Source organism: Pseudomonas sp. QL9, assembly GCF_041409665.1.
GTDB classification, from domain to species: Bacteria; Pseudomonadota; Gammaproteobacteria; order Pseudomonadales; family Pseudomonadaceae; genus Pseudomonas; species Pseudomonas knackmussii.
Genome location: NZ_CP166971.1, coordinates 5,460,712 through 5,476,579, shown reverse-complemented (window position 1 = coordinate 5,476,579; position 15,868 = coordinate 5,460,712). Strand labels below are relative to the sequence as shown.

The window sequence follows — 15,868 nt, the reverse complement described above, 5'->3', positions numbered from 1 at the left end:
ACCGCACTCATGCCCGTCTTCCCCTCGAACACGGGGACCCAATGACTTCGTGTTTCTGTGCCGCTTTTGCGTGTTCGGAAAGTTCTTGAAGCGCCTATGCGCTTTTCGTAGGGCGAATAACCCCGAAGGGGTTATCCGCCGTTTACGTGCCGGGCAGCGGCGCATAACCGCGAACGCGGTTATGCGCCCTACGGGGGAATTGGAGCGAGGATTTTCGCGGATGAATCCGCTCCTACAGGATGACGCCGAACGGCTCGCGCCTACAGGCACAGGCCCGCTCCGAAGAGGAGATCGGCGGACTGGAGCGCCCCTTGCTGCCAGCCGTCCGCAGGACACCGACCATACCGTTCGTCGGAAATTTCCTACAAACCAGGAACTGTTTCACAGGCCTTTTGGCCGGTTCGTACAAATCCGATACATGACTGCAGGCCACGTGCCATCAGCGGTTGCGCCCTTTCGAAATTTTTTCCTGACCGAAAGATCAACGGCGCCGAAACGGCTTCGTCAAAAAAATGTCCTTTAAACTTGTTGGCGTCAAAAATAACATCACAGGCGTTTATCTGGTCATCACCTGAACCATGGATGGGGTGACACCGGCAAAACACAACGGAAGGACGCTAACAGGGGGGATCAGCGCGATTTCGATGGACGACACCCGGGCCCGCAACTGGAGTGCTAATGGCCGACGAAGCGTCAGGATATTGACGAAATTCAGTCGGAAGATCACCCAGCGGCACCACACCGACAAGTCGCCCTTCAGGCACGAAGCACAAGCCATGTAACCGCCGCAGAGCGGACCAGGCCAGGCTCCACGACTCACCTTCGATACCTGCCAGAAAAAAGACCGCGCCGCCCATTCGCAATAAGAACAACAACCAGTAGCGGGCACCTGCCGATCCGACCGGAAGCAGGCGCATCACTGCGGATTCAGCACGGCCAGATTTCAGGGGACAACAAGATCTTCCGCGACTTGCTCGACCACTCCTAGCACTGCCTGAACGATCACTCGACCAGACACGCCTGCAGGCGTCCCCGGGACAGTTGCGCCCAGGTTCGACGCGTCTTGCCTGCGGTGTGCGATGCGCCGGGTGAACCGTTCGACAAGACGCTATGCGACTCGACAGCACGGCTGGATCAGTCAGCCGGATCATGGCCATTCCACGATGGATAAGCACATGTACCGTTCGGACGATATATCGAACCTCTTCCGCAAGCTCGGCGAGAGCGCGGAAAGCTACAGGGAAATCGAACCCGAGCTCGACTACGTCGAGGAGCCGCCCCTGGCCGTCGAGTGCATTGCCGCACCGCTTGCCGTGGCTGCCGCCGAAGTCACCGCGCAGCTGGCGGCTGCCGACACTTACGCGCCTGAGCCTGCTCCCAGCGCCCCCGTCGCTACACGCCCGCGCACCTTGAGCGACCTGCTGGCCGAGGCCACCCGCCGTCGTGAAAGCCTGCAATCCCCCGAGCTTGCGCCGCAGCCCCACGGCAAGGGCAACCCGCAGGTCATTGCCCTGGTCTCCGGCAAAGGCGGCGTCGGTCGCAGCACACTGGTCGCCGCCCTCGCCTGCGCTCTGCAGAACGAGAAGGGACGCACCTTCGCCCTCGACCTCGATCCGCAAAACGCCCTGTGCCTGCACCTGGGCGGCGATGCCGAACAACCTGGCCTGATTCAAGCCAACGCCGAGGGCCTGAGCTGGGACACCCTGGTGCAACGCGGCTTCGCCCACAGCCAGTACCTGCCCTACGGCTCCGCGAGCCTCGAGCAGCAGCGCGCGCTGGAACAGCGCCTGCGCGACGACCCGCAGTGGCTGGCCCGGCACCTGGCGCAACTCGGTCTGGATGCGAACGACCGGGTGATCATCGACACCCCCGCCGGTGCCTCCGCCTACCTCGACCAGGCCCTGGCCGTGGCCGACCTGGTGCTGGTGGTGACGCTCGCCGACGCCGCCAGCTACCACGCGCTGAATCACCTGGAGCGCCTGCTGGCGCCCAACCACCAGCGCGAAGACGCCGCGCCCTGCCACTACCTGATCAACCAGCTCGACAACGGCCGGGCCTTCAGCCTGGACATGGCCGAGGTCCTGCAAGGCCATCTCGGCGAGCGCCTGCTCGGCATGGTGCAGCTGGACCACTACCTGGGCGAGTCGCTGGCCTACGCGCGCAACCCCTTCGCCCGCGAGCCCGTCACCCCGGGTTGCCGTGACCTGCTCGGGGCTGCGGCGAACCTCAGCGAAGCGTTGCGCCAGACCGCACGCCAGGAGTCGACGCTCTCATGAACAGCGCCGTTCCGCCGCCCCGGGCAGCTGGAGAAGGCCGCGCCGACGCGCGCCTCGACGCCTGGTCCGAACGCCTCAAGGACTGCCCGCGCTGGATGCGCCTGGGCCTGATCGGCGGTGGCTCTCTGCTCGCCGCGGCGCTGCTCTTCTGCGCTATCAGCGCGCCGCTGGACCTCGCCAGCCAGAGCTTCTTCGCCGTGCTGTGCTTCGGCTCGGCGCTGCTGATCCGCCGCCTGCCGGGGCGCCTGCCGATCCTGGCGCTGATCGTCCTCTCGCTGGTCGCCTCGCTGCGCTACATGTACTGGCGCCTGACCGCGACCCTGGGCTTCGACACCTGGCTCTCGGCCTTCTTCGGCTACGGCCTGGTGGCGGCGGAGTTCTATGCGCTGGTGGTGCTGGTCTTCGGCTACGTGCAGACCGCCTGGCCGCTGCGCCGGCGCCCGCAGCTGATGCAGGGCGACCCCGCCGAGTGGCCGACCGTGGACGTGTTCATCCCGACCTACAACGAGGCGCTGAGCATCGTCAAACTGAGCATCTTCGCCGCCCAGGCCATCGACTGGCCGAAGGACAAGCTGCGCGTCCACGTGCTCGACGATGGCCGCCGCGAGGAGTTCCGCGACTTCTGCCGGCGCATCGGGGTCAACTACCTGACCCGCGGCGACAACAAGCACGCCAAGGCCGGCAACCTCAACGCCGCGCTCAAGGTCACCGACGGCGAGTACGTCGCCATCTTCGACTGCGACCACGTGCCCACCCGCTCCTTCCTGCAGATCGGCATCGGCTGGTTCCTTCGCGACCCGAAGCTGGCGATGCTGCAGACGCCGCACTTCTTCTTCTCGCCCGATCCCTTCGAGAAGAACCTCGACACCTTCCGCGCCGTGCCCAACGAGGGCGAGCTGTTCTACGGCCTGGTGCAGGACGGCAACGACCTGTGGAACGCCACCTTCTTCTGCGGTTCCTGCGCCATCCTGCGTCGCAGCACCCTTGAGGAAGTCGGCGGCGTGGCCATCGAGACCGTCACCGAGGACGCCCACACCGCGCTCAAGCTCAACCGCGCCGGCTACAACACCGCGTACCTGGCGATCCCCCAGGCCGCGGGCCTGGCCACCGAGAGCCTGTCGCGCCACATCGCCCAGCGCATCCGCTGGGCACGGGGCATGGCGCAGATCTTCCGCACCGACAACCCGCTGCTGGGCAAGGGCCTGAACATCGGCCAGCGCATCTGCTACGCCAACGCCATGCTGCACTTCTTCTACGGCCTGCCGCGCCTGGTGTTCCTCACCGCGCCGCTGGCCTACCTGGTATTCGGCGCGGAGATCTTCCACGCCTCGGCGCTGATGATCAGCGCCTACGCGCTGCCCCACCTGTTCCACGCCAACCTCACCAACTCGCGGATCCAGGGGCGCTTCCGCCATTCGTTCTGGAACGAGGTCTACGAGACGGTGCTGGCCTGGTACATCATGCCGCCGGTGCTGATGGCCCTGGTCAACCCGAAGTTCGGCGGCTTCAACGTGACCGACAAGGGCGGCATCATCGACCGCGAGTTCTTCGACTGGAAGCTCGCCCGCCCCTACATCATCCTCCTGCTGGTGAACCTGGCCGGCCTGGCCTGCGGCATCCAGCAGCTGGTCTGGGGCGACCCGGCGACCCGCACCACGGTGCTGATCAACCTGGCCTGGACCCTCTACAACCTGATCATCACCAGCGCCGCCGTCGCGGTGGCGAGCGAGACCCGCCAGGTGCGCGCCGAACCGCGGGTGCGCGCCACCCTGCCGATCCGCGTCACCCTCGCCGACGGCCGCCAGATGTTCTGCCAGACCCAGGACTTCTCCCAGAGCGGCCTGGGCCTGCGCCTGCCCGAAGACACCCACCTGGACTACGGCGAAGCCATCCGCGTCTCGTTGTTCCGCAACAACAAGAGCTGCGACTTCGACGCCACCGTGGTGTTCAGCAAGGGCAACCTGATCGGCGCGCAATTCGCCCCCCTGACCCTGCGCCAGCAGAGCGAGCTGGTGCGCCTGACCTTCGCCCGCGCCGACACCTGGGCCGAGACCTGGGGCAACGGCAAGCACGACACCCCGCTGGCCGCCCTGCGCGAAGTCAGCAGCATCGGCCTGGGCGGCCTGCTGTCGCTGCTGCAAGCCACCCTCAGCCTCGGCCGCGAACGCGCCAAGCGCGCCAAGAACACTTCCTCGAAACCGCTCGAAACGCTCCCGGACCCCTCATGATCCCGACCGCCTTCGCACGACTCGATTCGCGCCGCACCCTGCGCGGCGCCCTGGCCCTCGGCTCGGCGCTGCTGTGCCTGGGCACCCCGCCCCTGGCGGCCTGGGCCGACACCGCCGCCCCTGCCGCGGCCGCTCAGCCGGCTGCAGCCGAGGCACCGGCAGCGGCGCCTGAAGCGGCGCCCGGCGGCCTGGAATACGCGCTGACGCTCAAGCAGCTCGGCCGCCGCGACACCCTCAACCTGCAGGGCACCGAGTCCTCCGACGTGGTCACCTTCGGCGTGCGCGCCGACCAGGTGGTGACCGGCGCGCAGCTGGTGCTCGACTACAGCTACTCGCCGGCGCTGCTGCCGGACCTGTCGCAGATCAACGTGCTGGTCAACGAGGAAGTGGCCGCGAGCCTGGCGCTGCCCAAGGAGAACGCCGGTACGCCGCAGCGCACCGTGGTGAACATCCCCCCGCAGCTGATCACCGAGTTCAACCGCCTGCGCCTGCAGTTCATCGGCCACTACAACATGGGTTGCGAAGACCCGCTGCACAGCAGCCTGTGGGCGAAGATCAACACCAGCAGCGAGCTGCACCTGCAGGTCCACCAGATCGAGCTGAAGAACGACCTGTCGATCCTCCCGCTGCCGTTCTTCGACCGCCGCGACTCGCGCCAGCTGGAACTGCCGCTGGTGTTCGGCGCCGCGCCGGATGCCGGCAGCCTGGAAGCCGCCGGCGCCATCTCCTCCTGGCTGGGTGCCCTCGCCTCCTACCGTGGCGCCAGCTTCAGCGCCAACGTCGGCCAGTTGCCGGAGCACGGCAACGCCGTGGTCCTGGTGCTCGCCAAGGAGCCAGTGCAACTGGGCGAGCTGCAAGTGCCGGCGGCCAAGGGCCCGACCGTGAGCCTGCAGGCCAACCCGCGCGATCCGTTCGGCAAGCTGCTGGTCATCAGCGGCCGCGACGACGCCGAGCTCAAGCTCGCCGCCAACGCCGTGGCCCTGGGCAGCAAGACCCTGGTCGGCCCGAGCGTGGTCATCGACCACCTCGAAGCCCTGGCGCCGCGCCAGCCGTACGACGCGCCGAACTGGCTGCCGACCAACCGCCCGGTCAAGCTCGGCGAGCTGATCGACCCCGCGCGCCTGAGCATTTCCGGCTACAACCCGGGCAACATCAGCGTGCCCATGCAACTGCCGCCGGACCTGTTCAACTGGCACGAGAACGGCGCGCCGCTGGACCTGAAATACCGCTACACGCCACAGCAGGTATCGAGCAATTCCTCGCTGCTGGTCAGCTTCAACGACAGCTTCGTCAAGTCCATGCCGCTGCCCTCGGTCAGCAGCCTGGGCGGCGGCGCCGACCTGCTGGAGCTGCTGAAGAAGGACGCCAGCCTGCCGCGCGAAGCCAGCGCGCTGGTGCCGCTGGCCAACGCCACGCCACGCTCGCAGCTGCAACTTCGCTTCATGTTCGACTACGTCAAGCAGGGCGACTGCCGCGACATCATCATCGACAACATGCGCGGCCTGATCGACCCGGATTCCAGCCTCGACCTGAGCGGCTACAAGCACTTCATCGCCCTGCCCAACCTGGGCGTGTTCAACGACAGCGGCTTCCCCTTCACGCGCATGGCCGACCTCTCGGAAAGCGCCGTGGTCCTGCCCGACGGCAGCGGCCCGGCCGAATGGGGCGCCTACCTGACCGTGCTCGGCCGCTTCGGCCAGGCCACCGGCTACCCGGCCACCGCCGTGAGCGTGGTGGCTGCGAAAGACGTACAGGGCGTCGCCGACAAGGACCTGCTGGTGTTCTCCTCTGGCGACAACCAGCCGCTGCTCAAGCAATGGCTCGACCGCCTGCCGGCGATCAACCAGGGCGACAAGCAGCGCTTCTCGCTGTCCGACCTGGCGCTGCGCGCGCGTGACTGGATCGCGCCCTCGGCCGAAGCCGACCAGCACAAGCCGCAGGTGCAGGTGAGCTACACCGGCGCCGACAGCAGCACCTACCTGACCGGCTTCGAGTCGCCGCTCAAGGCCGGCCGCAGCGTGGTGCTGATCGCCGCCGCCAAGCCCGAGTCGCTGGCCGACGCCAGCGCTGCGCTGATCGGTGGCGACCACTACCAGGACAGCATCCAGGGCAGCCTCGCGGTCATCAACGGCAAGCAGATCACCTCGCTGGTGGCCGACGAGCAGTACTACGTGGGCAACCTCGGCCTGTTCAAGCGCATCCAGTGGGTGCTCTCGCAGAACCCGCTTCTGATGCTGCTGGTCACCCTGCTCGGCCTCGGCCTGGTCAGCAGCCTGGTCTACCTCGGCCTGCGCGCCCGCGCGCAGAAGCGACTCGCCTGATGAGGACAGCCGCCATGCGCCTTCGCCTCCTGCCACGACGCCTGCTGCGCCTCGTCGCGCTCGCCGCCCTGCTGCCGCTGGGTGCCCAGGCCGCAAGCTGCGACACCCGCACCTGGCCGCTGTGGCAGGACTACGCGCAGCGCTTCGTGCAGGCCGACGGGCGCATGCTCGGGTCGAGCATGGACCCGAACCAGAGCAGCTCCGAGGGCCAGTCCTACGGCATGTTCTTCGCCCTGGTGGCGAACGATCCGCAGACCTTCGAGCGCCTCTGGCAATGGACCAAGGCCAACATGGCCGGCTCCGACATCGGCCACAACCTGCCCGGCTGGCTATGGGGCAAGACCGCGAAAAACACCTGGGAGCTGCTCGACCGCAACGACGCCAGCGACGCCGACCTGTGGTTCGCCTACGCCCTGCTGGAGGCCGACCGCCTCTGGCAGAAGCCGGCCTACCGGGCCGAGGCGCAGCAGCTGCTGGGCAACGTCGAACACACCCTGATCAAGGACATCCCGGGCCTTGGGCGCATGCTGCTGCCCGGCCCGGTGGGCTACGAACACCCCGACCAGCTGTGGCGCTTCAACGCCAGCTACCTGCCGATCCCGCTGCTGCGCCGCTTCGCCGCCGTGCGCCCCGAAGGGCACTGGAACGAGGTCGCGCAGAGCACCGCGAAGATGATCGCCGACAAGGACATGAACCCCTTCGGCTTCGTCCCCGACTGGATCGGCTATCGCGGCACCGGCGCACACAGCGGGCGCTTCGGCAGCGACCCGTTCAGCAGCGATATCGGCAGCTACGACGCCATCCGCACCTACCTGTGGGCCGGCGTCACGCCTGCCGCAGATCCACTGCGCAAAACCCTGATCGAACACCTCGACGGCATGGCCAAGGCCACCGCCGCCAACGGCGTGCCGCCGGAGAAGGTCCACGTGCTGACCCGCACTTTCGACGGCAACGGCTTCTACGGCTTCTCCGCCGCTGTAGTGCCGCTGCTGCGCGCCCAAGGCCTCGACGCCGCGGCCGACAAGCAGCAAGCCATCGTCGACCAGGCGCTGCGCAACTACGCCGACCCCAAGAACCCTGCCTACCAGATGCCGCAGTACTACCACGTGATGCTCAGCCTGTTCTCCCTCGGCTGGACCGAGAAACGCTACCAGTTCACCGCCGACGGCACCCTCGAGCCGTCCTGGGAGGCCGCATGCGCCGGCAAGCCCTAGCCCTCGCCGTACTGGCCGCACTGGTCGCCAACGGCGCCCGCGCCGCCGGCGACAACGACCCGCAGGCGCTGCTGATCCAGCAGGGCTACTACTGGCAGGCCAAGGAGCACCCCGAGCGGGCCGCCGAGGCCTGGCAGAAGCTGCTCAACATCGCCCCCGAGCAGCCCGACGGCCTCTACGGCCTGGGCCTGATCGCCCTGCAGCGCAAGCAGCTGCCCGAGGCGCGCGGCTACCTCGACCGGCTGCAGGCGCTCAAGCCGCTGCCACGCCAGGCGTTGCAGCTGGAACAGGACATCGCGCTGAGCCCGCCGGAGAAGCAGCAGCAGCTCGAACAGGCGCGCGAACTGAGCGACGCCGGCAAGCGCGACGAAGCCGTCGCCGTCTACCGCCAGCTGTTCGAAGGCCGCCAGCCGCAGGGCCTGATCGCCCGCGAGTACTACAACACCCTTGGCTTCACCGACAGCGGCTGGGCCGAGTCGCGCGCGGGCCTGGAACGGCTGCGCAAGGAACGCCCGGACGACGCGGTCCTCGACCTGTTCCTCGCCCTGCACCTGGCCCGCCATCCCGAGAGCCGCCCGGAAGGCATCCGCGCCCTGGCGCGGCTGTCGCACAACCCGGACATCGGCGGCAATGCCGACGAAACCTGGCGCTTCGCCCTGCAGTGGCTCGGCCCGCCGTCGCGCGACCAGGTCTCGCTGTTCCAGCAATACCTGCAGGCGCACCCGGACGACGCGGAAATCCGCGCGCTGATGAACAAGGGCATCGCCCAGGGCGAGAAAGGCCCGGGCTGGAGCCGCGACCCGCACGTTGCGCGCGGCCTCAAGGCGCTGGACGCGAATGACCTCGTCACCGCCGAAAGCGAGTTCCAGGCGCGCCTGAAAGACCAGCCGCGCGACTTCGACGCCCTCGGCGGCATGGGCATCGTGCGCCAGCAGCAGAAGCGCCTGGACGAAGCCCGCGACTACCTGCAACGCGCCGTCGCCCTTCCCGGCGGCAGCCAGTGGCAATCGGCCCTGGAAGAAGTGCGCTACTGGAGCCTGCTGGCCGACGCCGACACCGCCCAGCGCGCCGGCAGATTCGACGAAGCCCGCGCGGCCATCGACAAGGCCATCGCCAAGAACCCGCGCAACCCCGCCGGTCCCACCGCCCGCGCCGGGCTGGACGCACGCACCGACCATCTGGACGAAGCCGAGGCCGGCTATCGCCAGGTGCTCGCCAGCACCCCCGACTACCCGGACGCCATCAGCGGCCTGGTCAACGTGCTGTCGAAGAACGGCAAGGCCGACGAGGCCCTGCGCATGATCGACGGCCTGACCCCGGCCCAGCGCGAACGCCTGCCGGCGAGCGTGCACGTGCGTGCCCTTCGCGCCGCCCAGGTGGCCAAGCTGGCCGAGCGCCGTGGCGACCTGCCGGCCGCGCAGAAGGCCTACAAGGAAGCCCTCGCCGACGATCCGCAGGACGCCTGGACGCGCTTCGCCCTGGCCCGCGTCTACCTCCGCTCGGGCCAGGCCCAGGCCGCCCGCGACCTGGTCGACGAACAGGTACGCAAGCGCCCCGAAGACCCCGACGCCCTGTACAGCAGCGCCCTGCTCTCCGCCGAGCTGAGCGAGTGGCTGAAAGCCCAGCGCAGCCTGGCGAAGATTCCGCCGACCAAGCGCAATGCGGATATGAACCAGCTCGAACGCGACGTGCGCCTGCACGTGCAGACCGAGCAAGCGGTTGAGATGGCCCGCCGTGGCCAACGCCAGGACGCCTGGACCCAGCTCGACCGTGCTGCCCCCCTGGCCGGCGACAAGCCCGAGCGCGTCGCCGTGCTCGCCTCCGCCTATGCCGAGGCCGGCAACCCGGACAAGGGCATCCAGCTGATGCGCGAGCGGCTGCAGCGCGACACGCCCGCCAGCGCCAAGCTCCAGCTGCTCAACGCCGGCGTGCTGCTCAAGGCCGACCACGACGCCGAAGCCGGCGACATCCTGCGCGAGCTCAAGGGCCAGGACCTCGACGAGGACACCCGCAAGCAGTACGCCGACCTGCTCTACCTCTACCGGGTCAAGCAGGCCGACCGCCTGCGCGAGAAGAACGACCTGGTGGCGGCCTACGACATGCTCTCCCCGGCCCTCGCCCAGCGCCCGCACGACGCCCAGGCGGTGAGTTCGCTGGCGCGCATGTACTCCACCAGCGGCGACAACGCCAAGGCCCGCCAGCTGTATCAGCCGCTGCTCGCCGGCGACCCGAACAACGCCAGTCTGCACCTGGGCCTGGCCGACATCGCCATGCAGGGCCGCGACTACACCCAGGCCGACGCATCGGTGAAGAAAGCCCTGGCCCTGGAGCCCGACATCCCGCAGACCCTCACCCACTCCGCACGCATCTACCGCGGCATGGGCAAGACCGGCGAAGCGCGCAAGCTGCTGAACAAGGCGCTGGAAATCGAGAAGCGCGAAACCCTGGCGAGCAACCTCGGCGCCCCGGCCATCGACCCGCCGCCACGCTCGGACAACCCCTTCGTCGGCCTGCCCGGCCAGCGCAAGCAGGCCACCCTCCTGGCCAGCGCCGACCTGGTGCCGCCGCCGGTGTCCAGCTCGCCCAGCGAACGCGAGCGCAGCGTGCCCGGCGCTGCCGACAGCAGCGAAGCCGCCCCGCTGCTCCTGGCGAAGAACGATCTCTATGCCACCGACGCGAGCAGCGGCGACCAGCCGAGCCCGGCACGCAAGACCCTCGACGAGATCGCCCAGGAACGCGCCGGCTACGTCAACCAGGGCCTGACCGTCCGGAACAACAACAACGAGAAGGGCCTGGGCAAGCTCACCGATATCGAGACGCCCTTCGAGCTCGGCCTGCCGATTGGCGAGGACAGCGAAAGCCTGGCCCTGCGCGTCACCCCGGTGTGGCTGGAGTCCGGCACGCCCAAGGACTACTCCCTGGCACAGTTCGGCACCAGCGGCCTGGACAGCGTCGGCCGGCAGAAAGACAACGGCGTCGGCTTCGCCCTCGCCTACCGCGACAAGGACCAGGGCCTGAAGGCCGACGCCGGGGTCAGCCCCATCGGCTTCACCTACAGCACCTTCGTCGGCGGCGTCAGCCTGGAGCGGCCGTTCGACTCCGACCCCGAATCGCGCTACGCCATCGGCGTGTCGCGGCGCCCGGTCACCGACAGCCTGACCTCCTTCGCCGGCTCGCGCGATTCGCGCACCGGCGTCGAGTGGGGCGGCGTGACTGCCAACGGCGTGCGCGGCGAACTCAGCCACGACGACCAGGAAACCGGCGTCTACGGCTATGCCGCGGCACACCGCCTGATCGGCCACAACGTCGACGACAACAACCGCTTCGAGATGGGCAGCGGCATCTACTGGTACCTGCGCAACACCGAGGACAGCACCCTCACCCTCGGCCTGAGCGGCAGCGCCCTGCACTACTCGGACAACCAGAGCTTCTACACCTACGGCCACGGCGGCTACTTCAGCCCGCAGAAGTTCTTCTCGCTGGGCGTGCCGATCAACTGGGCGCAGCGTACCGACCGCTTCACCTACCGCCTGAGCGGCTCGGTGGGCGTGCAGTACATCGACCAGGACGGCGCCGACATCTTCCCCGGCCACAGCGAATGGCAACCGCAGGCTTCTGCCGTGGGGCTGAACAGCTACTCCGGCGAGAACAAGACCGGCATCGGCTACAGCTTCAACGCCGCCGGCGAGTACCGCCTGGGTTCGCGGACCTTCCTCGGCGGCAGCTTCGGCGTGGACAACGCCAGCGACTACAAGCAATACGCCGGTGGCCTCTACCTGCGTTACATGTTCGAGGACATGACCGGCCCGATGAGCCTGCCGGTCAGCCCTTACGCCTCTCCCTACTCGAATCCGAACTGATCACAAAAGGAATCCAGCATGGCTGCTTCTGTACTGGCAGGTCTCACCCTCCTCGTCATCGGCGAAAGCCACATGAGCTTCCCCGACTCGCTGATGAACCCGCTGTACGACGAGCTCAGCAAGCAAGGTGCGCAAGTCCACGCCATCGGCGCCTGCGGCGCCAACGCCGCCGACTGGGTCACCCCCAAGCCGAAGCTCGACTGCGGCGCCACCCGCGACCCGGGCGGCCCGATCAAGGTCATGAGCCGCGGCACCATGGGCACCGAGCCGATCAAGAACGTGATCGCCAAGGACAAGCCGGACCTGGTGGTGCTGATCATCGGCGACACCCTGGCCTCGTACAAAACCACCCCGTTCCCGAAGGTCTGGGCCTACCAGAGCGTCACCGCGCTGACCCAACAGATCGCCGAGACCGGCGCCAAGTGCGTGTGGGTCGGCCCGGCCTGGGGCAAGGCCAACGGCAGCAACATCAACGAGAACTCCTACGGCAAGAACCAGGTCCGCACCCAGCTGGTGGCCAGCACCCTGGCGAACATGGTCGCGCCCTGCACCTACATCGACTCCACCAAGTTCTCCAAGCCCGGCCAGTGGGTCACCTCCGACGGCCAGCACTTCACCATCGCCGGCTACAAGTCCTGGGCCGGCGCCATCGGCAACGCCCTCGGCCAGCTGCCGGCCAGCGCGGTCAAGGGAGACAAGAAGTGATGCGCGCCTTCCGCCTCGCGGGCGGCCTGGCGGCCCTGGCGCTCAGCGCCGGGGCGTTCGCCGAGCAGATCGCCCTCTACCCCACCGGCCCGGCGCAGGATTCGGCCTACCTGCGCTTCGTCAACGTCTCCACCAGCCCGCTGCAGCTGACCCCCGAGGGCGGACAGGCGAGCCTGAAGCTGGAAGCCGCGAAGGTCGCCTCGGACTTCATCCCGGTGCCCGGCGGCAAGTCGGTCAAGGGCACCTTGAGCCGTGACGGCAAGAGCGCGCAGCTCGACGTGCAGGTCGCCCCCGGCGACTTCGCCACCGTGTTCGCCCTGAACGACGCCCAAGGCATTCGCCAGGTCGTGGTGGACGAGCCCTTCGACATCCCCAACCAGTTGAAGGCCTCGCTCGCGCTGTTCAACGCCGACCCCGCGTGCGCCAACGCCAAGGTCAAGCTGGCCGGCCGCGACCTGGACCTGTTCCAGAAGGCCCCGGAAGGCAACCCGCGGCGCCAGGAGATCAACCCGCGCGCGAGCCTGGGCGTGCAGCTGGAATGCGCCGGCAAGGCGGTCGGCAACCCGGTCGAACTCGGTGCCCTGGAAGCCGGCAAGCGCTACAGCCTGCTGCTGGTGCCCGGCGCCGCCGGCCCGCAACTGCTGAGCGTCACCGACACCGTCGCCCACTGACCGGACCCACGCGCGCCCATGGTCTTCGCTTCCCTCGAGTTCCTCACGCTGTTCCTGCCGCTGTTCCTGCTCGTCTACGCGCTGGCCCCGGAGGGCCGGCGCAACGTCGTGCTGCTGCTTGGCAGTTGGCTGTTCTACGGCTGGCTGAGCCCGCTGTTCCTGTTCCTGCACATGGCGCTCACGGTGCTGGCGTGGGTCGGCGGACTGCTGGTGGATCGCGCCCGCGAGGGCGGCAGCGTGCGGGTGCGCCTGCTGGCCGGGCTGATCGTCGTGAACACGGCGGTGCTGTGCTGGTACAAGTACGCCAACATCCTCGCCGCCACCTACAACCAGCTGATCACCCACTACGGCTACCTGCCGATGGAGTGGCAGAAGGTGGCGCTGCCGGCGGGCCTGTCGTTCATCGTCCTGCAGGCGATCTCCTACCTGGTCGACGTGCATCGCCACGTGGTCCCGGTGGAGCGCAGCTTCGTCAACTACGCCACCTACATCTCGATGTTCGGCCACTCCATCGCCGGGCCGATCATCCGCTACGACTGGGTGCGCCGCGAACTCGAAAAGCGCTACTTCAACCGCGAGAACTTCGCCCTCGGCGCGCGCCGCTTCATGATCGGCATGTGCATGAAGGTGCTGGTGGCCGACACCCTGTCGCCGCTGGTGGACGTCGCATTCCACCTCGACAACCCGTCCTTCGTCGATGCCTGGATCGGTTGCCTGGCCTACTCGCTGCAACTGTTCTTCGACTTCGCCGGCTACAGCGCCATGGCCATCGGCCTGGGCCTGATGCTCGGCTTCCACTTCCCGGAGAACTTCAACCGCCCGTACCTGGCCTACAGCGTCCAGGACTTCTGGCGGCGCTGGCACCTGTCGCTGTCCAGCTGGCTGCGCGACTACCTGTACATCTCCCTGGGCGGCAACCGCAAAGGCCCCTGGAAGACCTACCGCAACCTGTTCCTGATCATGGCCATCGGCGGCCTGTGGCACGGCGGCGACAGCTGGAACTACCTGCTCTGGGGCTCGGCCCACGGCATCGCCCTGGGCGTCGAGCGCGCCTGGACCCGCTCGCGCCTGCCGAGCCCGCCGCTGTGGCTGTGCCACGTCCTCACCCTGCTGTTCGTCTGCCTGGCCTGGACGCTGTTCCGCTCGCCGGACTTCGCCACCGCGCTGGACATGTACGCCGGCCAGTTCGGCCTGCACGGCTTCGCCCTCGGCGACGCCCTGGCGGTGACCCTGCGCCCGGTGCACTTCCTGGCCGCCGCGCTGGGCCTGGCCTGCATACTCGCGCCGCTGCTGCAGGGGCGCGTGGAAGACCGTTTCGCCGACAACCCGCTGGTCCTCGTGACGGCGGCCCTCTGGCCCGTGCTGGGCTTCATGCTGTCGTTCTCCCTGATCGCCAGCCGTGAAGCCGTGCCCTTCCTGTACTTCCAGTTCTGATGAACCAGCCGACCGAAACCCCATCCACCGCGCCCACGCCGCCCTCGGCGCTGGCGTTGCGCGTCAGCCCTGCGGCCGGCGCGGTCTTCGTGCCGTTCCTCGCCATCATGCTGCTGTCCTGCATCTGGCTGATGGTCCGCGGCCCCATCGACTTCGTCCCGGTGAAAGTGACCGAGGACATGCTCCTGCACGGCGACCTGACCCACCACTTCGCCAAGGAGCTGGCCGACGCGCCGCTGGCCAAGGAAGTGGCGAACCTGGAGCGCGCCGGCAGCTGGCTGCTGGTCGGCGACCTCGGCCCGCGCGTGCGCGAAGGCTGCCCGGGCTGGCTGTTCCTGACCGACGAGACGCGCATCAACCGCCACGCCGAGGACAACGCCAGGGCCAAGGCTCAAGCAGTGATCGAGCTGCGTGAGCGCCTCGCGAAAAAGGGCATCCGGTTGCTGGTAGCGGTAGTGCCGGACAAGAGCCGCATCGCCGCGTCGCAGCTCTGCCCGCTGGTGCGCCCAGCGTCCCTCGCGCCACGCGTCGAGCACTGGCTGACGCTGCTGCACGCCGCCGGTGTGCCGACGCTGGACCTGAACGCCAGCCTGCAACCGCTGGGCGACCAGGCCTTCCTGCGCACCGACACGCACTGGAGCGAGACCGGTGCCCAGGCCGCTGCCGCGCAGATCGCCAAGGGCGTTACCGCGCTGCCGTTCACGCCGACGCCGCAGCAGGTCTTCGATCTCGAACAGGCCCCTCTCGCGCGCCGTCCTGGCGACCTGGTGCGCCTAGCCGGCATCGACTGGCTGCCGCTGTCCCTGCAGCCACCGGCGGAGATGGTCGCGGCGACGACGGTCAAGGCGCGCGCCGTCGAAACCGCTGCCAGCGGCGACAGCGCCGACGACCTGTTCGGCGACAGCAACCTGCCGAACACCGCGCTGATCGGCACCTCGTTCTCGCGCAACTCCAACTTCGCCGGCTTCCTCGAAAAAGCCCTCGGCGCGCCGCTGGGCAACTTCGCCAAGGACGGCGGCGAATTCTCCGGTGCTGCCCAGGCCTACTTCAGCAGCCCGGCCTTCCAGCAGACGCCGCCCAAGCTGATCGTCTGGGAAATCCCCGAGCGCGACCTGCAGACGCCGTACGTGCCCATCGAAGCGAAGTTCTGAGGCAAGGA

The 15,868-nt window shown here is 68.3% G+C and carries 9 protein-coding genes; all 9 read left to right on the top strand.

Annotation, left to right across the window (positions count from 1 at the left end; genetic code table 11):
• Nucleotides 1-1,175 precede the first annotated feature (1,175 nt).
• From bcsQ to ACA097_RS25465, 9 genes are read left to right on the top strand one after another with little or no spacing between them, the layout of a single operon-like run.
• Nucleotides 1,176-2,276 (top strand): cellulose biosynthesis protein BcsQ, encoded by a 1,101-nt coding sequence (bcsQ, locus tag ACA097_RS25505; protein WP_371366838.1) that lies wholly within the window; start codon nt 1,176-1,178, stop codon nt 2,274-2,276.
• Nucleotides 2,273-4,504: a UDP-forming cellulose synthase catalytic subunit gene (bcsA, locus tag ACA097_RS25500; RefSeq protein ID WP_371366836.1), complete on the top strand. Its 2,232-nt coding sequence runs from the start codon at nt 2,273-2,275 to the stop codon at nt 4,502-4,504. Before bcsQ ends, bcsA begins: the two co-directional genes overlap by 4 nt.
• Nucleotides 4,501-6,825, top strand: a complete 2,325-nt coding sequence (gene bcsB, locus ACA097_RS25495; protein ID WP_371366834.1) for a cellulose biosynthesis cyclic di-GMP-binding regulatory protein BcsB — start codon at nt 4,501-4,503, stop codon at nt 6,823-6,825. The genes bcsA and bcsB overlap by 4 nt, the downstream gene beginning before the upstream one ends.
• Complete coding sequence (gene bcsZ / locus ACA097_RS25490) at nt 6,825-8,039, top strand: cellulose synthase complex periplasmic endoglucanase BcsZ (RefSeq protein ID WP_371366832.1); 1,215 nt, start codon at nt 6,825-6,827, stop codon at nt 8,037-8,039. The genes bcsB and bcsZ overlap by 1 nt, the downstream gene beginning before the upstream one ends.
• Entirely contained in the window at nt 8,021-11,899 is a 3,879-nt protein-coding gene (locus ACA097_RS25485) for a cellulose synthase subunit BcsC-related outer membrane protein (RefSeq protein ID WP_371366830.1), read from the top strand. The genes bcsZ and ACA097_RS25485 overlap by 19 nt, the downstream gene beginning before the upstream one ends.
• Nucleotides 11,900-11,917: 18 nt before the next feature.
• Nucleotides 11,918-12,604, top strand: a complete 687-nt coding sequence (locus ACA097_RS25480; RefSeq protein WP_371366828.1) for an SGNH/GDSL hydrolase family protein — start codon at nt 11,918-11,920, stop codon at nt 12,602-12,604.
• Nucleotides 12,604-13,275, top strand: coding sequence for an alginate O-acetyltransferase AlgF (locus ACA097_RS25475; protein ID WP_371366826.1), 672 nt, complete (start codon nt 12,604-12,606; stop codon nt 13,273-13,275). Before ACA097_RS25480 ends, ACA097_RS25475 begins: the two co-directional genes overlap by 1 nt.
• 18 nt (nt 13,276-13,293) lie before the next feature.
• The gene (locus ACA097_RS25470; RefSeq protein ID WP_371366824.1) at nt 13,294-14,709 is read left to right on the top strand and encodes an MBOAT family protein; all 1,416 of its coding nucleotides are present in this window, start codon (nt 13,294-13,296) and stop codon (nt 14,707-14,709) included.
• On the top strand, nt 14,709-15,860 hold the full coding sequence (locus ACA097_RS25465) for a cell division protein FtsQ (RefSeq protein WP_371366822.1): 1,152 nt from the start codon (nt 14,709-14,711) through the stop codon (nt 15,858-15,860). The genes ACA097_RS25470 and ACA097_RS25465 overlap by 1 nt, the downstream gene beginning before the upstream one ends.
• The last annotated feature ends 8 nt before the right edge of the window (nt 15,861-15,868 follow it).